Origin of the sequence: Rhodoplanes sp. Z2-YC6860 (genome assembly GCF_001579845.1) — a bacterium.
Classification (GTDB): Bacteria; Pseudomonadota; Alphaproteobacteria; order Rhizobiales; family Xanthobacteraceae; genus Z2-YC6860.
In genome coordinates this window covers 3,130,681-3,152,743 of the sequence record NZ_CP007440.1, presented here as the reverse complement: position 1 = coordinate 3,152,743, position 22,063 = coordinate 3,130,681, and the positions used below count along the sequence as shown (strand labels likewise).

At 62.9% G+C, this 22,063-nt stretch carries 2 protein-coding genes; both read right to left on the bottom strand.

Going from position 1 to position 22,063, the window contains the following annotated elements; translation table 11 throughout:
• Positions 1-8 precede the first annotated feature (8 nt).
• The gene (locus tag RHPLAN_RS14550; protein WP_157100267.1) at positions 9-1,874 is read right to left on the bottom strand and encodes a GAF domain-containing protein; all 1,866 of its coding nucleotides are present in this window, start codon (positions 1,872-1,874) and stop codon (positions 9-11) included.
• 280 nt (positions 1,875-2,154) lie between these two features.
• A complete protein-coding gene (locus RHPLAN_RS14545; RefSeq protein ID WP_157100266.1) occupies positions 2,155-22,044 on the bottom strand; it encodes a hypothetical protein in 19,890 nt (6,629 codons plus the stop codon).
• Between the last annotated feature and the right edge of the window lie 19 nt (positions 22,045-22,063).

Here is a 22,063-nt window from a genome sequence, read left to right as displayed (position 1 = left end):
GCGCGACCTTATGGCCACCAGGACCAGAGGAACATCCGCAGCCAATGAACCACCTTGTGCGACCAGATCCATGCGAGACGGCGCCGATCAACGACGATCTTGGCCACGCCCTGCATGCCGGGACGAAGCGCCTCGGTATCGTCCCCGGTTGGGCGCGCCTCGACGCGATAAAAATTACGCCCCTCCTGGGCTGTCGATATGGGCGTAATTTTCTCGATCAGGAAGGGAACACCGCGATCCGGCATCGAGCTCAACACCAACTCGCCCGAAAGACCTAGCGTAATCCCGACAATGTCGCGCTCATCGACTTTGAGCACGATCCGGTACGCCTTGAGCGGCGCAACTTCAAACAGGACGTTGCCGCGTTCAACCGGCGCGCCAAGCTGCTGGCTGAGATCTCCGGACACGATGACGCCATCGAAGGGAGCTGTGATCTTCAAGCGGGAGATCTGCTCGTCCAGAAGCGTAAGCTGGGCGTCAGCCTGTTCGATCTGGGTGCGCAGCACCTGCGCCTTGGCAAGTTCCTGCTTGGCAAGCGCTTCACTGTACTCGCGCTGTTGTTTGGCCCGCTGCGTAGCCCACTTCAGCCGCTCGAGCCGAAGGTCGCGATCATCGAGCGTGGCCATGACCTGACCCGCCTTCACCAGGTCGCCGGCGCGTGACTGCGCATCCGACAGATATCCGGCGACAGGGGCCGCAAGTGCCCGCTGGATCGTGCCCTCGAGACTGCCGTCCGCGGTGACCCGGTAATCGCCCCTTGCGAACAGAAGGAAGGCTGCGACGGCGACAGCCGTGATCGCTCCCAGTTTCAGTGCGACGTGGCGCGGTCCGACCAGGTTCCGGACGAAGGTTGTGACGCTGTCCAGCACCTTCCGCCCAATCCAGCGGTCTTCCTTGCGTTTCAGTTCCAAGACCGGCCCGAGCAGGACCCCGATATGTTCGCAGAGCTGGATGCTCGGAGGATCGAACGGCTTGTCTGTGGGGCGCTCCAGCGTGATTGCACCCAGTACGCGATTGTTCTCGGTCAGCGGAACCGTGCAGATCGTGTTCTGACCATGTTCGCGCGACAGCGCCTGATGCGCCCGCACGACAAGTTCCTGACCTTCAACCGCCGGGATCACGATGATCGTCTGCTGATCGATCGACTCATCCATCGCCAGTTCGAGCGCGCGAACGAGGTTTGCCCTCTTGCCAAAAGCGGCGCTGTTGGAGAGTGCGGAAAGCTTGACGTGGTTCTTGTTTCGGAACCCGATGCTCACACGTTCGCAGCCGAAGACGCCGGCGAGTTCCGTCGCGACCGCCGTTGCCGCCTCCTGGAAGCGGTTGTGGTGCAAGCCGGTGGCGAGGAGTTCCACCACGGTGCCGATGCGGTCGCCGAGCGACACGGTGCGGCGGCGCAACAAAGCTTCGATCCAACCGCAACCCCAGGCGATGCGGTCGATAACCACCTGAGGGTTCTCGGCATCGGACGCCAGCAGCAGGCCGGCGGCGCCGCGAACCCGCCCGGCCACGGTGACGGGATATCCAATCGCAAGAAGTGGTGCTGTTTCGGCCGCATTCCGCCGTGCCTCAACAGTCTGCACGACCATCCGCCCGCCGCGCACGGCGCCGTCGACCGCAGCCAGAAGTCCCGGGTCCGGAACGACATTCGACGGCCAGGCGGCCACGGGCTCGTTGCGGCCGCCGCGCATCGCGGCGAGCACGACAAGGCCTTGCTGCATTCCATCGGTGAGTGAAGCAACGGCATCAAGCCAAGCCGCCGCGAACACGGCGGGATCGTTGGCCGCCGAAAGACGCGCGAGGACTTCAGGTGCGATGCCGCCGGGTGCCGCCTGCCCGGATTCACGGGACGCAGGGGCTACTGAGGGCTGCACTCCAACCTCACTTCGCTACAAAGAATTGTACGACCTTAACGAGTGTAATGAACCGAACGCAATGGGGAACTTCAGCAAAGGTTACCGCCAAGGAGGACATTAACCATTGCGAGTTGGGGCTAACACGCCGCCAATGGCCGTCACCAAGATCGGCCGATCCCCGATGGCCGGGTCACGGCCTTCCCCCGGCGAAAGTTCCGCTGGATCACGACGGCGAGTTTCCGCGCCGGCGTGCATCGGCCACGGGTGTGTGGGCGGCGCCATCGGCCGTCTAAAGAACTTAAGTCGGTGTTCCGTGATCCCGGGCGCGGCCGATTGTGGCGGCGCCAAACGGCACGATGGACGAGCTGAACTCTTTCGTCCAATCAATCGGGCGGTCGCCACCGATGTTGGCTGCAAGGACGTCACGACCCGCGCCACCATCGGTGGCGTTGTTGTACAACGCGTCCGTGCCCGGCTGGTCATAGAGACCGCTCGTCATGAGTTGATCGTCGTCCATGTCGATGAGGTCGTCGCGCCAGCCTTGGTGGGCGTGATCCTTGCTCGTGCCACTGACGATCCAGTCGTTGCCGCCGCCATCGTCCCTGCCCTCGCTGGCGAGAATGTCGCGCGCGGCCATGCGGTGGACCCATCCATCGCCCGCATCGCCATGGATCCCGTCGGCGCCATCCTTGTCATCGATGGCTGCCGGCAGGATCGCCGTCGGGTCGGTCACGTCAGTGCCCATCGTGTAACCGAGCAGAGAAATAACGCGGATGGCCATCCAACTCGCGGAGAAGTCGAGCCCGTCGAGGAACGTACCCGCAGCCGGCATTACGACGGAGACACCGCTCGACTGCAGACCAATGACCCGCTGTGCAGTGTCCGCGCCGGCGAAGAAACCAGTGGGGCTCGATGACGCGGCGGTGCTTTCGGTGGTTCTCGGTTGATCGTGCGCGCCCACATCGAGCGTTCCGTTCATCACCGGAAACACGCTGGCGTCGTCATGGTCGAATCCGAGTACGTGTCCGAGTTCATGCATGACGACGGACAGCAGGTCGGTCGTCTGCCACCCGTGCCCCGCGGCATTGCTGTCGATGTAGACGTTGGAGCCGAGGGTCAGCCCGAGCCTGTCGTCAGGCAGGTTGCCGACCTGGACGTTGACGCTATCCAACGAGCGCAGCCTTGCATCGCCAGCTCCCAACGTTTCGGTCCAGAGCAGCTTGGCCTCTTCGACGAACGGAGCCAACGTCGAATTGCTGATCGAGCCTGTTGATGCAGCGCTGTCAGCGGCCGCCGACTCGTCCGCCGTCTCCCACAGCGGCTGCACGCCAGCCGACACTTTCACGTCCTGCTTCGCCTTGGCAACGGGACCTTGCGGATCGCGTGGCCCGCCGTTCTGATCGCCCTGGGCAGCGTCGCCTTGACGCGTCATGCCCGTCTCGCCGAACGGTTCACCATTGCGCGCCGCGCTGCCACCGTACTGCGCCGCCAGCGTGGGATCGGCGCCTTGGCTCTTCGACAGCGCGAGCAGGAACGCCTCCAGCGCCGGCGCCATGCCGCGGGACACCGCGGGCAGGCCGTACGGGTTGTAGGGCAGCCAGTAGCTGTTGAATTCGCCGTTCCAGTCGATCAGGCGATCGCCGCCCGTGTTGCCGATCAGCACGTCGCGTCCGGCGCCACCGTACACGAGGTCTTCCCACGACGGGTTGGTGTCCGGCCCTGTGAAGGTCGACAACTTGTCGTCGGCGTTGGCCAGATCGTCGCCCCAGCCTCCCCACATCGTGTCGCGGCCCGTGCCGCCGACCATCCAGTCGTTGCCGAGATCGCCGAAGATCACATCGTCGCCATCGGTCGGCACCGCCGCATACGACGTACCGGTGATCCAGTGCGTGTCGAGCGGGCCGTCGTTCTCGTCGAAGTTGAGCGCCCACTCGACGCCCGATCCTGTCTTCGACAGCGTCCCGTCCTGGTTCAAGAGGATCTTGCGCAGCGGATCGTTCGCGTCATAGAGCGCGAACTTGGTCGTGGTCGGGTTGTACCCGAGCACGTTGCCCGGATTGACCGGGTGCGCATAGTCGCTCCGGATAAGACCACCAATCTGGACGCCAGCTTGGTTGTAATTGGTGACGTAGGAGACTGGCAGCGCCTCGCCACCCGAGATCGCGTCATCGCCAGCACCGCCATGCAGGCTGTCGTCGCCCAAACCGCCATAGATGATGTCATTGGCGTAGAGCGCGCGCGGCATCGTTGTCGACGGGGCCGCGTTGGTCGGATCGACGCTGTAAGGCGTCAGGTCGACCGTGTACTTGAGTGCACCATCGACGTTCGTGATCGCGAAGTCGTTGCCGTTCGAGTTCTCGATGATCGCGTTGAGCTGACCCGCCGGGATCGGGGCGATGCCGTAGAGCGGTTCGCCGAGCGTCGCACTGTTGCGGCTGACGAAGATGCGCCCGTCGTCGCCCAGGATAGCATCGTCACCGGTGCCGCCGGAGATCCAATCGTTGCCCCAGCCGCCGATGATCTGGTCGTCCTGGCCTTCTCCGAAGAGCACATCGTTGCCGACCCCCCCGTAGATGAAGTCGTCGCCGGATTCACCGTGGATTTCATCGGCAGCGCCGATGTCCTTCGCCGCAGCTGCCGCGTTGTAGTCCGGGCCGCCCGGCGTGTAGTCAATCAGCTGCGCTGCGCGCACGACGATCTGCTCGCCGTAGCTATTGTCGTAGTTGAAGCCCGCAGTTCCAACGATGCGGTAAATGTTGCCGTTGTCGCCGAGGATCATGTCCGCGTCGCGGCCATGGCTCCCGTCACCCACGTCATCTCGCGCGATGTCGGTGCCGGCGCCACCGAAGATGAGGTCGGAGCCGTCCGGCCGCATCGCGGGGGTCTTCAAGTTGAACAGATTCGAGCTGCCGCCGATGATGTCGTCCTGGCCCAGGTTGCCGAAGATCACATCGTTGCCGCCGTTGCCCTCGATGTAGTCGTTGCCGTCGGTCGTCGCCTCCACCGAAGGCTGCACCGACAGCGTGCCATCCGCGAGGCGCTTGGCACTGACCGTCAGGTCGATGCTGCCGTCGCCCTGGATGATGTCGTTGCCGAGTTCGCCGAAGATCATGTCGTCGCCGCCACCGCCGGCGATGTAATCGTCGCCGAAGGTGTTGCCTCCCGCGGTCTGCGTCGCGAGGTCGTGGTCGAGGAGCGCGATGCTGAAGTCCTGCCAGACCGGCCCGCCAGAGATGGCGCTGGCAGCGGAACTCACGAGCACGTTGCCGGCAGTGCCCGGGAGCGTGCTGTAGATCTGCCCACCCTCGGCGCCGGTCAACCTCCTGTACATCGCATAGGCCTTGCCGTCGGCGATCGTGCGATCGAGCCGGACATTGTCGCCGAAGATCAGGTCGCGCCCAAGGCCGCCGTCGATTCGGTCACCTGCGGCGCCGCCAATCAAGACATCGTCGCCCGCCTCGCCACGGATCGTGTCCGATCCGCCGACGGCGTCCGCTGTCGTCGTCACCGTATCGAGCGTGGATGGATTGCCGTCCGCGATCCAGCTGAGCTGCCCGTTGTCTCCGAGCACGATGTCGTTTCCGGCACCGGCGCGGATGTCGTCCGATTGCGCGCCACCGAGCACGATGTCGTTCCCGGCGCCGGTAACGATCGAGTCGTTGCCGCCGTCCGAGACCTCAATCGTTTCCACGGTGCCGAGTGTAATCGGCAGGCCGGCGAGTTGCGGGGCGCCAGACGTCGCGGCCAGGATGCGGCCACTATCGCCGATCACCAGGTTGTCGCCGTCGCCCGCGTTGATCGTGTCGCCGAAACGACCGCCGATGATGATGTCCTGCCCTGCGCCGGCCGTGATCTGGTCGGCACCACCGTAAGCAGTCGTCGACGTGCTGACGATCGCGTCGATGTCCGAGGGATCGCTGTCGGTACCGACGTAATCGATATAGCCGTGATCGCCGAAGACGATGTTGTTGCCTTCGCCCGCATCGATCGTGTCGCCCGCCGCACCGCCAAGAATGATGTCGTTTCCGGCGTTGCCCTGAATCGTGTCGGCGCCGCCGACATCCTCGCGCGTGGTCTCGATGCGCGCGATCGCACCTGTCGTCTCGATCCGCCGCGTGCCGCTCGTCTGAGTGATGATGCCCTGGTCGCCGAGGATGATATCCGCCCCGTCGTCGCCATACAGATGGTCAGCTCCCGGTGCCGGTGTCGTTGCCACCGTGAACATCGCATTGATCTCGGCGAATTGGGCCGGGTCGTTGGCGTTGAACCGCGCGATCTGGTCCTGCGCGAAGAGCTGGAGGTTCACATTGAACGCCGCATCTCCGTAGACGTTGTCATTGCCTGCCCCCGCGTGGATCGTGTCGTCCCCGGAGCCACCTGCGAGCTGGTCGTTGCCCTGGCTGCCGTAGATGGTGTCATTGCCAGGGCCGCCGTAAATCACCACGCCAACGAAGCCGTCGTTGTATGCGGGCATCGCGGACGCATCGATCGTGTCGTTGCCTGGGTTGTTGAATTTCGTGCCGCTGTCCGATGCGGCCGGCTGGTCGTTGCTGTAGCTGACGCCGTCGTCCGACGTATCGCCGTAGATCACCAGCGGGCCGTGGCCCCGGTTGTTTGCGATGATCGTGTCGTCGCCGCCGCCGCCGTGGACCGCAGTGATTGTCGCCGGGTCGGGAGAGACACCCGCCTTCTCGTCGCGATCGCCCGTATCGTCGATCGTCAGCGTGTCGTTGCCCTTGCCGAGCAGAATGTCGACGACTTCGAGGCCGTTGTAGGTGATGCCGCCACCAAAGTAGAGCAAATCCGGAGCTGCGGCAGTGCCTTGGTTCGCAACGAGGTCGCCGCCCATCTTAAAGCCGGTCAGCGCGAGGCCGCCGTTGACGATCGAATGACCGGCGGCGTCGGTCGTGCGGTAGTACAGCCGGCCGACGTCGGCACCGGTGGTGTCCGTGTTGAAGACGTTCAACGTGTCGATGTCATTCGACTCGCTCGCCACGTTGCCGCCGACCTGAAGGCTGGGCGAATCGATCTCGTTCGGCAGTAGCACGGGCGGACTGAGCGACCGATCCACGTTGGAGCCGACGCCGCCTTCGATGATCAGCGGGCCGCGAATCTGGTCGAGGTTCTGAACCTGCGGCGGGAAGGCCTTGAGCCCGCTATTGGTGCCGACGAACGCCGTGTTCGCGCTGACGTTGATGACCTGCCACTTGTTCCAATTGGCCGCCGTGAACGTGAACGAGTATTCGAAGTACGGCTTCGTGCCCGACTGATCGACGATCTGGACACCAGCGCCGGAGAGGAATGTCTGCTGGTCGGCGCGCATCGTCAGCGTCACATCGCTGCTCGGTTGGCTCGTCAACCGCACGCTGTAAGAGTCGTTCGCGCCGTTCTCGACGACCGTCGTTGAGCCGTCGGTCTCCTGCACGATGAGGCCCGGCGTTTCGTCGTCGTAGACCGTCACGGTCAGTTTCGGAGAGCCGGCGCTCGGGAACGCAGAGTACTTACCCCCCGTGCTGGTAATCTGGTGCGTGATCGTCGAGAGCACGGTACCCTCGACAACGCTGTCGTCGCTCGCACTCACGACCACGTACTGCGGCTTATTCCAGTTGTCGGCCGTGAACGTCAGTTGCGAAAGATTCGTGTCCTTCGACTTGGCCGTGACCCGCTTGTCGTCGGCTGACAGGGTCACGGTGACGATTTCACCCACGACCGGCGCGGCGGTCAGCGCAACCGAGTAGACGTCGCTGAAGCCGGACGCACCCTCGAGAATCTGTGTCGACGTATCCGGCGCCAAGGTATCCGCGACGAGGTTCCGGATATCCAAGCCGGGCTGATCGTTGTCGACGACGTTGACGAAGATATCGGCCAGCGCAAGGCCTTTGTACGTCGGATTATTGGTGACGATGCTGTGGCTGATCAGCGCGACCCGAGGGCCTTCAGCGGCGGTATCGTCGATTGCCTTGACCCAGATCTTGAATTGTTTCGTCGCGGTTGCGCCATCGAACGTCAGGACGACGGCATTCGTGAACGTCGTGCCGTCGGTCGACACGAGCACGCCCGCGCCGCCGTTCGCGCGGTCCGCGCTGCTCGCCACTCCCGCGGAGACTGTGAGGTACACAGGTTTGCTCGCCAGCGCACTGGCATCCGGCGAGACCAGGCTGATGAAGTAGAATGTCGCGTCACCGCCTTCGGCCGCGGTTAACGGAGCGCCGGAGGGTTCGATCTTGACAAGGCTGTCGGCGGCGGGCGAAAGCACGCTGACGGCCACGCCGTCGGCGCCGACATTATTGTAGTTCGGGTCGCCGCTCGAGAGTCCTTGCGTGATCTCGCCCGAGCTGCCCTGCCCGCCGCTGGCGATCGGCTTGGTCACGTCGCCCATGACCTGGATCGTGTCGCTTCCCAGCCCGCCGATCACCGTCGTGATGATGTTCGGGTTGGTCCCAAGAACGTAGATCGTGTCATTGCCTTCGAGCGTATCGAGTTCCGCGCTCTCGATATTGTCGAATGCCACATTCAGGCCGCCGCCGAAGATCCCTTGGCTGGTGACCACGAAGTTGTCGTTGAACGGCGTGCCGAGTACGACGACCTTGTCGAAGCCCGGGCCGCCGTCGAGGCTGACCGGCGCATTGACCGCGTAGTTGATGGTATCGGCACCGTCGCCGCCGTTGACTTCGGTATTCCCCTGCTTCGACAGGTCGAGCGTCACGAACGCTCGGACCGTGAACACATCGTTGCCCTCCTCGCCCTCGAGCCGCAGCGTGCCCTTGTTGTGGTACACATTGAACGTGTCTGCACCCGCGCCACCGAACACGGTTGTCGCATACGTGACACCCTGGCTGACGTACGCGATGCCGTTGAGTGCCAGCCCAAGCGCCGCCTGGTGGGCGATCGCGGCGTTGATCGCATCGATCGTCGTTTGCGACAGCACGCCGTTGATCGGGTCGAACGACGTCGGGTCGAACAGGACCGCGTTCGTCACCGGGTCGCGGATCAGGCCGATGATCACCGGCGTCGTATCGAACGTGTCCGCGGCATCGAGACCGGCCGCGGTCGTGCGCGGCAAGCCAAACACCTGACCGATCTGGAAGGTGTCGTTGCCGTCCCCGCCATCCAGCGTGGTAATGGCGCTGTTGTCGTCGACCACGAACGTGTCGTCCCCGCCGAGGCCGTTGACGATCAGCCGCGCGTTGATGTTCTCGTCGTAGTTCACGCGCTCGACGTGCGTGAATCCGGTTCCCTGAACGAAGGTATTGACGAGCGCCACGAGATCGCGCCGCAGCAGGAACGTGTCGTTCGGGTTGTTGGCGAGGCCGATCACCTTATCCGCGCCGTTGACGATCAGCGTGTCGACGCCGTCGTTCGGCGCGCCGTTGTCGAGCACGTTGATCAGCGCATCGCCTTCGCCGGCAAGGTCCACCGTGTACTGATCGCTGCCGCCCTCGCCGTGCAGGTTGAGGACCCCGCCGATCCCGTTCGCATTGGTGCGCTGGAACAGCGCATTGAACAGGTTGTCATTAGCTGTGGCGGCGGCGGCGAGCTTGAGCTGCGCGAAGAAGCCAGGGTCGTTGTCGTTCGCGGCGGTGGGCTGGACGTTCACGTAGAAGAAGTCGTTGCCGCCCTGGCCATGGATCGTGGTGGTGCCGCCGATGCTCCTGATCGCGACCGTGTCGTCGCGCTGGTTCACGGTCGCGTTGCCGTCGCCCATGAACACGTTGGTCGTCCCAGCGTGCGTGCTATCGATGTACAACCCGTCGGTGCCCGTACCGAGCCACAGGTTGAACTCTTCGGCATTGGCGTAGTCCACGCCGCCTTCCATATCGAGCCCGCGCAGCGTGCTCGATGTCAGCGTGCCGGCCTTGTTGGCCGTATTCGCCGAGTCGTCGATGTTGATGACATCGTCGTCCCCGGCCCCGAGGCCGCCGTCGATCACCACTAGACCGTTGATGGAGTCGATCTTGCCGGACGTCGTGGCTGCGGGCGGCGGCAGCGTCGCCGGGTACGCCGCGGGCAGCGCCGGCGACAGGTCGCTCAGGTTGAAAGTATCGCTGCCCTCCTGGCCGTTCAGGTGCACCTCGCTGCCGAGGCCCGTCGCACGCACGTCGAACGTGTCGTCGCCCTCCTCGCCGTTCACGGTCAGAAGTCCGCTCGCACCGTTGATGTAGACGGTGTCGTTGCCCTTCGCCGTGTAGACGGTGGTCTCGCCGGCGTGCGTGCTGTTGATCGTGAACGTGTTGGCCCCAGACCCGAGCCAGATGCTCAGCTTCTCGAGGCCTAGATAGTGGATTGGGACCTCGAGCTCGAGGCCGCTCAGCGTGTCGTCGGTCAGCGTACCGCTCTTGTCGTTCGTCGCCGCGGCCGAGTCGTCGATGTTCAGGGCATCCAACGTCCCGCCGCCGCCGTCCACGTTGAGCAGCGCGTTGATGTCATCGATCGTGCCGGTCGGCGTGGTCCGCGGGCCGGCTGGCAACAACGGGGCCTTGTCCGCCACGTTGATTGTGTCGTTATCGGCACCGCCGTTCACGTCGACGGGACCGTTCATGGCGCGCACGTTGAATACGTCGTCGCCGGCATCGCCATTGAGCGTCGACTTGCTGCCGGCACGGGTGGCGTTGACGTTGATCGTGTCGCCGCCCGCCCCGCCATTGACCACCAGCACGTCGGTCACGTCGTTGACGTTCACCGTGTCGGCGTCATTGCCGCCATTCACGGTCACCGGGCCGATCACCGCATTCAGGTTGATGATGTCGTCGCCGTCATTCCCGTTGAGAGTCGACCCGCCGCTCGCCCCGGCCCCGTTCATATTGATCGTGTCATCGCCAGCCTCGCCATTGACGACCAGCGCCCCGGTCATGGTCGCGTCGTTGATGTCGACCGTATCCGCGCCCGGGCCGGCGTTGAGGGTGACATCCTCGGAAGTCGGGGTCGCGACGTCGTGCGTGGCCTCGATGGTGAATTGGTCGTTGCCGCTGCCGAGGGAGATCACCACGTGCTCGATGGTGCCGTAGGTGATGCCGACCGCCATGCCGAGGCCGGTGATCTGGGTCGAGGTCAGCGTGCCGGTGTTGTCCTTCGTGTCGCCGGTTTCATCCACATTGAGCCAATCGCTGCCGGTCGTCGGGGCGTTGCCGTTGAGCGTCAGCGATGCGGCGATCCCGTCGACGACGCCACCCGTCGCCGGTGCCTTGCTGCCGACATTGAACGTGTCGGAGCCGTTGCCGCCGTTGACGGTCGTCGGCCCGCTGATCGTCTGGATGTTGAAGACGTCGTTGCCGTTGTTGCCGTTCACGACGGTCGTGCCGGCGTGCGTGCTTTCGATCGTGAAGTCGTCGTCTGCCGTGCCCAGGCCGACGTTCACGGCCACGAAGGAGTCGTAGGTGATGATGCCGGTCATATCGAGACCCGCGATCGTCGTCGCCGTCAGGGTTCCGGTGTTGGCGCTGCCGTCGCCGGTGTCGTCGATGTTGAGGGTGTCGGAACCATCCTCTCCGTGAACATTGAGGTTGCCGTTGATTCCATCCACCGTGCCCGGGGCAGGCGTCCCGACATTGATCGTGTCGTCTCCGGCACCGGCATACACATCCGTTGGGCTGGTAACTCTGCCGACGTTCACAGTGTCGTTGTCGTCGGTGCCGTAGACCGTCACGTGGTTCGCGTTGATCGGGCCAAACAGCGTGATCACGGCGCCCGGCGGGGCGACATCATCGACATCGCTGTAGATCACGACGTTTTCAGTCGTCTCGATGAGCGAGCCGGCCTGCTGGGTGAAGTCGCCCCTCGCGTCCAGTTCGATATCGCCGCCGCTGGCTTGAGTAATGGTGACGCCGGTCTTGATCAGAAGCGTGCTGAAGCCGCTGCCAGGCTTGGTCGTGATGGCGGTCGCTGCCGCGCGATCGGTCAGGTGCAGCTGCTCGACGCCGGTGTTGAACGTCAGGTCCAGATGGTTCAGCAGCACCTCCTGCGGATGGAGGTAGATATCGAAGTGCGTCGGATGGGCGGGGTCCGTCAAATCCGTCGAATCGACATCCAGATTGACCAGGTCCGGACTGCCGCCGTTGTCGACGATGTCGACCCTGGCAACACTCTGAGCGACGTCCGCCTGGTCGAGATCGAAGTCGTAGGTGTCGTGGCCGCCGGCATCGACGATATTCAGCGCGTACAGCGGCAGCGCGGTCGCCGTCAGATGGTCGTTGCCCGTCCCGGTCTTCAGCTGAGCGATCTGGAAATCGCTGTAGTTCGTTTGCTGCTGAATGAAGATGAAACCTTGGATCGAGAACGAATTTCCTGTGCCTTCGTCAACCTCAAGCCCGTCGCCAGGCTGGCCATCCGATATCCCGATGACGAGGTTGTCCGTTACGGCACTGAAATCCAGGTACGCCTTGCCGGAGAAGTCGGCAAACACATCCTTGCCGTAGCCGTTCTCGAACACATAGGTGTCGTCATTGGCGAGGCCGGTGATGGTATCGTTGCCAGTCCCGCCGTCGATGGTGTCTTTGCCCGGAGAACCGAGGATGACGTCATTGCCGGCGCCACCGTTCAGGGTGTTGGTCTCGTTAATCAGAGCCTTCGGATTGTTGCCCCTGTTCTGGCTTTCATCGATAACGTCGTTTCCATCTCCGCCGTAAACCGTGTCGTTTCCGGTTCCGCTGACGATGGTGTCGTTGCCGTTGCCTCCGTAAACAACATCGTTGCCTCCGTAGGTGTAGATGATGTCGTTGCCGTCGCCGCCATCGACGTAGTCATTTCCGTTGCCCGTTATGATGGTGTCGTTGCCGGCATAGCCGTAGACCACCGCATCTTGGGTGATGCTGGCCGTATCGAAAATGATGGTGTCGTTCCCGCTCGTTCCGAGGATGATGACCTTCGTTATGTTGTCGAAAGCCTTCATGTTCGAATACTTGATGTTTGCGTAGACGAATCCATACGGATCGCCGTCGTTGTGCCAGCTGCCCCAGTGGGCCCCGCCCCAGTCCCAGCTTCTCGTCTGGTGCTGCCGCTCTGCCACCAGGAGCGTCTCGGAAGCATCCGGCCCGTCCACGACCAACTGGCCATTGACGACGGCCAATGAAAGCGGCGAATCCGCAAACAACCCCGTGTTGTCGCCACCGCTCATATCGATGGTCAGGGTGTGATCTGAATCGGACAACGCGGTCGAATAGGAATACTTCGCCGTCGGCGGGAAGGTTATTGCGATGGTCCTGCTGCTGCTGAAGGCCTGCGCAATCGAGTCGGCAATACCGCTGAGGAAGTCCCCGACATCCCCAACAAAGCCGGCGATCGCATCGCCGATGGTGTTCCCGAGATCCAGAATCGCGTTGCCCAGATCGGTGAAGGCGCCGGCTACGGCGTTCGCAGCCGTAACGACGGCATCGCCCACGGCAGTGACAGCCGCGTTGACGGCGTCCTTGACGGCATCGATCAGGTTGTCAAGGAAACCCAGCCCGCCAGTGATACTAAAGCCGCTCTTGTCAATCGTGACCTGGACATAGACGCCGAGCGGTCCTTCCGCCCTGATCGAGACCGAAGAATTGGAAGGATCGGACGAATCGAAGGTAACACTCAAATCGGCGGAAGCGACATTGAAGCTTTGTCCGAAAACGATGAGGCCGACGTCGCCATGAGCCTTGAAACCGGAATTGCTGATCGTAACGGAGAGACTGCCGGTGATCCCGAAATCGTCACTCCTCAGCGAACTGGGTAGCGAAAGGCTTCCGGTCAGATTGAACTGGCCATCGCTGCGGATGTAGCCCGAGATACCGACGTTGAGGATGAACAAGTCGACCGAGAGGTCTTTCACGTTGATCACGAACACGCCGTTATCCACGCCGACCTCGAGGTCCCCCGATCCTTTGACGATGCCGAACAGGGTTACGGAGGACTGGATGGAGACCAGGTAGGTGTTCTTCGCAATATCGTGACCGTTGACCGTGACAGGGTCGCCGCTTGTCGCCGTATTGATCTTCAGCTCCGCCGAGCCGGTGATGTGGACAAGACTCAGGAGATTGATATCAACCGTGAGCGAGCCGTAGGCGGCAAACCCGTTGGAATCTATGACGGCGCCGCCTGACACGTCGAAGCTGCCAAAACCGCCAAGCTTCAACTTTCCATCGAATCCAAGATCGAATTTCTGGTCAGTGATCTCGAGCCGGAAGTCGGCCTCGATCACGAAAGTGCGGACGATGGTCAGATCGGCATGGAAGGTGACGACCAGGTAGAACCCGGGCGTCGTTGCGTCAGGCGCCGTGCCGCTGATTGTAAAGGTCGCTGAGCCGTCCGCGTTTAAGGTAAGCCGGTTGCTGAGCTCAGTTGTCAGACTGCTGATCAGCGTGGCATCCAAATCCGGCGAATCGGGGATCGAGCTGTTGCCAACCAGGAAGTCGACATAGTTTTTGGGGATGGTGATCGTCAGATCCTGGCCCGTGGTGTTGAGCAGGAGCCGCGCCTTCGCATTCAGCTGGAGAACGTCGCTCAACGCGCCGCCGATGGAAACCGAAACTTCGATGTCGGCCGCAACGCCGGCGTGGGTGATCACCAACGCCCCGAGGGCGTTCATGGCGAGGATCTGGTTGCTGCTGCCGATGTCGGGGCCGATCTCGAGGCCCGCAGCGACGAAGGCTTTCAGACCGGATGTGTCCGCATCGAACAGGAACAACCCGGTCATGCGGAATACGTCTTTGAGCTCGATCACGCCGCCGAGGTGAATGCTGACCAGGAAATCGTTGAAGTCGAGTACGACGGGGGCAGCGGGATTACCGGTATTGACGTTGAAGCCAAAGTCGAGCTTGCCGTCGACGTTGAAGTCGGCCGCCTGGATGGCGCTCAGATGGGCGGTCTTGAAGGACGTGGAGAGCTTGCCCAGCACCGAGGCGAGAGATAGCGCGCTGGCCGGCGGCGCGGCGCCGAGATACAGGGCCGACAGCAGGTCCTGCACCGTATCCAGAGTGGCACCGCTGTAGCCTGCGGGAAGAGCAGCGTTGAGCTCGGACGCCTCGAGTTTGCTGTCGCCGCTCGTGTCGATGAGGTTGAACAGCGTTTGCAGCTCACTGATGTTGAGCCTGCCGTCGCCGTCCGCGTCGGCAGCCTTGATGGCGCTCAGATCGGACGTCTTGAAGGATGCGGAGAGCTGGCCGAGCACTGAGGCGAGAGACGGCCCGCCCAGGACCAGCAGCAGTTGCTGCACCGTGGTCACGTCGCCGCCGGTGTAGCCCGCGGTGAGCGCAGCGTTCATCTCGGCGGTCGAGATGACGTGGTTGCCGCTCGTGTCGATGACGTTGAATAGCGCCTGCACCTCATCGAAGCTGGTGTCGAAATCGATGGGATTGACGTTCAGGTCGAGGCCCGACGCCCCGATGCCCACGTTCAGCTCGACGTCGAAGGTGCCGGTCGCCGTCAGGTTGGTGACGCCGACCAGCCCGAAGTCGTGCACACTGAGCTTGCCGGCGAGATAGACGCCAAGATCTTTGGGATTGGTCGACACCATCAGCGCGATGCCGACGTCGAGGTCGGTGATGGCGAAGCCGACCGAATTCTGGTTCAGCTCTCCGGGCTGCACTTGGTGGTCGCCGTTGGTGTCGGTCCAGTACGGGCCGTTCGCGCCGATGAACGCGGTGACGTCGGCGGCGCCGATCGTCATCGTCGTGACCGTCTTGTGATCGCCGTTAGTGAGCGTCACCGGGTGCGTCGGCCCGAGCTCGAACGCAACGCTGCCCGTGATGAAAATGTTGTCGAGGATACTGAGCTGGAGGAAGCCCTGGGCACGGATCAGCGCTGAATCCATGTCCAGGTAGACCGGCGTGCCGCCGGTATCCACTTCGTAGCCCGCCGGATCGAACTTGCCGTCGTTGTCGAGGTCGGCGGACTGGATCAGGGCCAGTTTGGCATCGGTCGCGAAGCTAGTCGCGAGCTGACCAATGACATCCTTGACGGTCAGGGTGCCCGGCGGCGCGCCGCCGACATGGAGCAGCGCCACGAGCTCGTCTGCCGTAGTCAGGTCGGGACCCGTGTAGCCGGTGGCGAGCGCAGCGCTCATCTCGGCGGTCGAGATGACGTGGTCGGCGCCCGCGAACACGTCGAACAGCGCCTGCTGCTCGCTCGGATACGTGGTGGCAAAATCGACGACCGGGAACAGCGGCACGCCATAGATGCCCGGGGTGGATTGGTTGATCTCGACCTCGAGGTTTTCGGCGTTGACGGTGACATCCTCGACGCCCACCAGCCTGACTGCGTTCGCTGTCGCCTTGAGCGCGAAGTACTTGACGAAATCGAGCGGGTTGGTCGGCCGCATGATGGCCATGCCGAAATCGAAATCGTCGATCACGAGGCCTGTTGCGCTGCCGTTGAGCTCGCCGGTCTCACCGACATCCGCAACATGGTTGCCATTCTTGTCGCCGTAGGTGACGCCGCCAACCGTGATGAACGGGGTGTTGGGGAGCCACCTTACGACCGTGTTGGCGGGAAGAAGCGGGTTGCTGGCATCATACGTTATCCCGCCAATCGTCACGGAGCCGGCCGTAATGGTGCGGCTGGCTGTGTCTGTGCCAGTCTTGAACGCCCACGAAACGTCTTCGCTGCCGTCGAGATCCGTCCAGTACGGGCCGTTCAGGCCGATGAACGCGTGTACGTCCGACGCGCCGATCGTCAGGAATTGCAAGTCGGTCGTAGGCGCGCCGGTCGCCGGGATGAGGTTTGTGGGAATCTCGTTCGGGAGAGCGTCCAGGAAGTCGCTCGCCGCGCCAGTCAGCAGGCCGCCGGTCACATTGACGGTCTGGATCGCGCCTTTCTCGAACGAGAAGCTGCCGGCGATATGCACGAATTGGGAGATGGTGAGCTCGACCCATTCGACGCGTGCGAGGATCTTCTCGCCCACGAAGTCGAGATAGATCGGCTGGGTCGTGGTTCCTGTCGCGACCGGGTATCCGGCCGGAGTGACTGGGTTCGTTTTCGCCTGGAAGCTCGCCGGGAAGTCGATCGTGGCATTGCCGACGAGCGGCCCCGCCCCCTGCACGATCGGCCCGCCGAGGTTCAGCTCGACCGTGATGCCTTTCGCGGTCAGATCGAAGGTGCCTGTGTCGCCGCCGACGAACCCTGCGCTGTCGGCGGTCAGCTTCAGCGCCGTGAAGGTCGGCAGCTGCTTGGCGACCACGGGCCGGAAGATGCCGAGCGCCATGTTCAGGTTGTTGATGAACAGCCCGATCGCGCCAGTGGCCAACTCGCCGGTCTCGCCGGCATCGACGATGCCGTCGCCATTCTTATCGCCGTAGCTCACTTGCGTGCCCGCGGCCGCGTTACCGAAGGTCAGCACGCCGTCGGTTTTCTTGAGCGTAACCACGACGTTGGCAGGCAGGACATCGCCGACGACGTAGGTCGTCCCGTCGATCGTCACGGAGCCGGCCGTGATCTTGCGGCTGGCAGTATCGCCTGTGCCCGTGTTGAACGCCCAGGACACTTTGTGATCGCCGTCGAGGTCGCTCCAGTACGGACCGCCCACGCCGACGAATGCCGTTGCATTGCTGAAGCCGATCGCCGTTACGTCGACTTGGACGTTGTCGATGGTGGCGAAGGCATCGCCGATATCGATCTTCAGGAAGCCTTCCACGCGGTTGAAGACCGGCGTGATCTTGTCCGAAACCTGCTGGAACAGCTGGTTGAGCTTCGATGTGATCCGGTTGATCTGCGGCTGGATGACGGCCGCGATCTGCGCCTTGATGTCCTGAGCTGCGCTGTCGAGGCCCTCTCCGATGACCGTGGAGACCGAGCTCGCGACGCGGTCGAGGCCCCCGGTCAGCGCCTCCTCGAGCGAGTCCTGGATCGAGCCGATGATCTCGTCCTTGACCGGCTTGAGCAGCAGCTTGACGAGGCTGTCCAGCGGGGCCGGGATACGTGAGGTAATTGGCGAGAACAGGCCGTCGAGCTGCCCTCCGATTGTCTCGGCAAGGCCAGCAGTCAGGTCCTGGACCTGGCTGGCGAGCGCACCTGTGACGTTGCTGATCGCGGCATCGATCTGCTCGTGCAGCTGGGCGACGATCAAATCGACGATCGAATTGATGTTGCCCAATATCTCCGTTTGAATCTGGGCGATCGCGCCCTGGATTTTCTCCACCACGGTCTGCTTCAGGGTTTCGAGTTCCCCCGCCAAGGTGTGCAGGTCGCTGTTCAGGCCCGTGACAAGGTTGGCGCCCAGCTGTCCGATATCGGCGGGGATGCCGGTACGGATCGATACCGTTTCGCGGCTGCCCAGGTCGATCGCGACGTTGCCGTTGATGTAGACGAAGTCCGATACGTTGATCTGGACGTTGTCGGCAGAAGCGTGGATCTGGCGCTGGGTCTGATCCAGGTAGATGGATTCGCCGCCCGTCTTGACTTCGTACCCGACCGGGTCGGTCGAGTCGTACTTGCCGTCGTTGTTGGAATCGGCGGCCTGGATTCGCTCCAGGTTCGTTTGCGTCTGGTTGAGCGCGGTGGCGTTTTTGAACGACGTCTTGAGCTGTGAAACGACTTCCGAAACCTGCAGTATTCCGTCGCTTGTGTTCGCAGGCGGCGCGCCGCCCTTGTCGAGCAGCGTGACGAGGTCATCGACCGTATTGATGTCGGGGCCTGTATAGCCGGCGATGAGCGCAGCATCCATCTCGGCGGTCGAGATGCTGTGGTCGTTGTTCGCGTCGAACACCGCAAACAGCCCGTTGAGGCCGCCAGGGAAGGATTGGGTAAAGTTCACGACCGGCAGCGGATCGGTCACGCCCGGCCGCGTCGCAAGGTTGAGCTGGACGACGACCGAGGAGGCTTCGAAGTGGAAGATGTCGGTCCCGACGAAGCCGACGAAATCTGACGACGCCTTCAGCGTGGTGTAGCGCGTCGTGCCTCCGTTCTGCGGCGTGAGGAGCGTCATTCCGAGGTCTGCTTTCACGATCGTGAAACCGACCGCGTCCGGGTTGAGCTCACCGGTCTCGCCGACATCCACGAAGGTGTCGTGATTCTTGTCGCCGTAGGTGACACCGCCAACCGTCAGGAGATCGTCGCCGAGGTGCCACTTTACGACTATGCCGGCGGGAAGAACCGAATTGACGCCATACGTCGTCGTTCCAATCGTCACGGAGCCCGCCGTGATGGTGCGGCTCGCTGCATCGCCGAAGCCGGTGTTGAACGCCCACGAGATGTCGTTGCTGCCGTCGAGGTCCGTCCAGTACGGACCGTTCGCGCCGACGAAGATCGTCAGATCACTCGCGCCGATGTTCGTCGCAAACATCTTGGTCGGCAGCGTGTCACCCGTCACCATGACGGAGACGTCATCGGCCTTCTCGAACGCGAGCGAGCCATGCACGAACACATACGACGAGATCTGCAGGTCGGCCTCGGCGATGCTCACCAGCAGGCGCTTGCTGTCGAAATCGAGATTCAGCGTACCATTGCCGAGGTCAAGCGGGAGGCCGGCCACTCCGGGGCCGGTACCGTCCGGATCCGGGAAGCTCGTCTTGAAATCGACGACCGTCGTGTCGGTCGAGTCGGTCGGGTTCTTCACACCGTTGTATTCGACCGTAATGCCCGACGCCGACAGGGTGAAGTCGTCGATGCCAACGAGCCCGGCGAAGCTCGCCGTCGCTTTGAGCGCCACGTACTTGATCGACGGGGTGAGCGTCGGGCGCATGATCATGAAGCCGAAGTTGACGTTCTGGAGCACCAGACCTGTCGCGCCCGTCGGGTGGGTGTCCGCGTCGTCGATCGTGCCGTTGCCGTCCGTGTCGGCGAAGTACGGTGAGGGACTGGTGCCGGCGAAGAGGTCGACGCTGCCGGCGCCGAACTCGAGTGCGTTGACGGTGAGAGGCGTCGCGTTGAGGTCGTCGAGCTTGACCTCAAGCCCCTTCTGGCGCGTGAGCGCCAGGCCGCCAGACACGTAGAGGTAGTTCTCGATGGTCAGCCGCGCATTCTCGATCGCGACCCTCTGCAGGGTCGAAGTAAAGTCAATATCGACGAACTTACTCCCGCCGACCGGCACGCTGAGCTTGCCGCCGGTCATCTTGGAGAAATCGATCGCAGCCGCGTTGTTGACTCCCTTGCTTCCGCCGTTGATCTCGATGCGGTAGCCCGAGGCCGAGAGGTCGAAGGAGCTCGAGCCCCCGAGATCGAGGCCGAGCAGCTTAATCGTTTGGGCCGAAGCGCTGACTGCGTAGTAGCTGCCCAGGCCGTTGGCGGCCTTGGCCAGTACAAGAGCCAGGTTGACGTTTTGCAGCAGCAGTCCGACCGCGTCCGGGTTGACGGTATCGAACTGCCCGTCGCCGGTCGTATCCTTGAAGTAAGGTCCGTCGCCAAAGAACACGTCGACGTTCGAGAGCCCGATCGTCACCACATTGACGGTCTGCTGGCTCGAAACACCTTTGTCAGTGACCGTCGTTACGCCAACTCCGCTCAATTTGCTGAAGCCGAAGCTTCCGGAGACCTGGACGTACCCGTCGATGTCGATCGCCATCGACCCCGTCGCGACGATGTCGACCAATGCGGCCACGTGCGGGATGCTGCTGGGCGAGACCGTCATCCCCGCCGTGTTGTTGAAGAACGTGTTCCAGTCCAGCTTAGGCGGATCGTTGTTCGGGCTGGCGGCGTTCTTCGCCTGGTTGACCTGAACCGAGACGTCCCACACGTTGATCGTGACCGGGTTGACGCCAATCAGTGATGCCGCAAAGTCGTTGAGCTCCAGCCCCAGGTAGCTCTTGTTGCCGTTCTTCAGCGTGATCAGGTTCAGGCTTTCAAGCGACGCTGAGAACCCGATGCCCGAGTCCGTGTTGATCGAGTCGTCGGAGAAGTCCTGCGGCGTGTCGTTGTCGTCCAGCACCCCGCCCACGCCGATGAACACCTCCACCGCGCTCGCCCCGACAAAGGCGTTCTGTCCCAGCGTGAGCACCATCGCCTGGTAGGCGATGTCGTCACCGCCACCCACCGTGTGGTCCGCACCCTTATCGATCACCGTGCCCAGTTGCAGGCTGAAGCTGCCCTTGGCGAACACCACCCCGAACGCGTCCAGCGCCAGCGAGCCTTGCACTTCGATATCCACGCCGGCGTCCACATTCGGGATGCTCGGCGCTGCAGGGATCAGCCCCACCGCGTTGTTAAAGAACGTCGTCCAGTCCAGCTTCGCCGGATCGTTGGCCGGGTTGGTGTCGCCATCCTTGGCCTGATTGACCTTCACCCCGCCGTCGTACACCCCGAGCGTCAGCCCATCGATCCCGACCAGCGCCGCGCTCAAGTTGCTGAAATCCAGCCCAAGGTAGCTCTTGTCGTCGGCGGAATTGGTCGGGGTCTTGTTGTTGTTCTTCAGCGTGATCAGGCTCAGGTTCTGCAGCGAAGCGACGAACCCGATACCCGCATCGGTGTTGATCGCATCGTCGGAGAAGTCCAGCGGCGTGTTGTTATCGTCCAGCACCCCGCCCACGCCGATGAACACCTGGACCGCGGTCGCCCCGGTAAAGGCACCCTCGCCCAGCGTGAGCACCATCTCCTGGTAGATCTTGTCATCGTTGGTGCCCAGGGTGTGGTCATTGCCCTTGTCGGTCACTGTGCCGAGCTGAAGCTTGAAGCTCCCCTTGACCAGCACCGTCTCGTAGGCATTCAGCACCAGCGAGCCTTGCACTTCGATATCCACGCCAGCGCCCACGTTCGGGATGCTCGACGCTGCAGGGATCAGCCCCGCCGCGTTGTTGAAGAACGTCGTCCAGTCCAGCTTCGCCGGATCGTTGGCCGGGTTGGTGTCGCTATCCTTGGCCTGGTTGACCTTCACGCCGCCGCCGTACACCCCAAGCGTCAGCCCATCGATCCCGATCAGCGCCGCGCTCAAGTTGCTGAGCTGCAGTCCCAGGTAGCTCTTGTCGTCGAGGCGATTGGTCGGGGTCTTGTTGTTGTTCTTCAGCGTGATCAGGCTCAGGTTCGGCAGCGAGGCGAAGAACCCGAGACCCGCCGCCGTATCGATCTGATCGTCGGAGAAGTTCTGCGGCGTGTTGGAGTCGTCCAGCACCCCGCCCACGCCGATGAACACCTGAACTGCTGTCGCCCCGGTGAAAGCCCCCTCGCCCAGCGTGAGCACCATCGCCTGGTAAACCACGTCGTCGCTGGTGCCCAGGAGCGTGTCAGTGCCCTTGTCGGTTACTGTGCCCAGCTGCAGCTTGAAGCTGCCCTTGGCGAGCACCGTATCGAAGGCATCGAGCACCAGCGTTCCAGCCACCTCG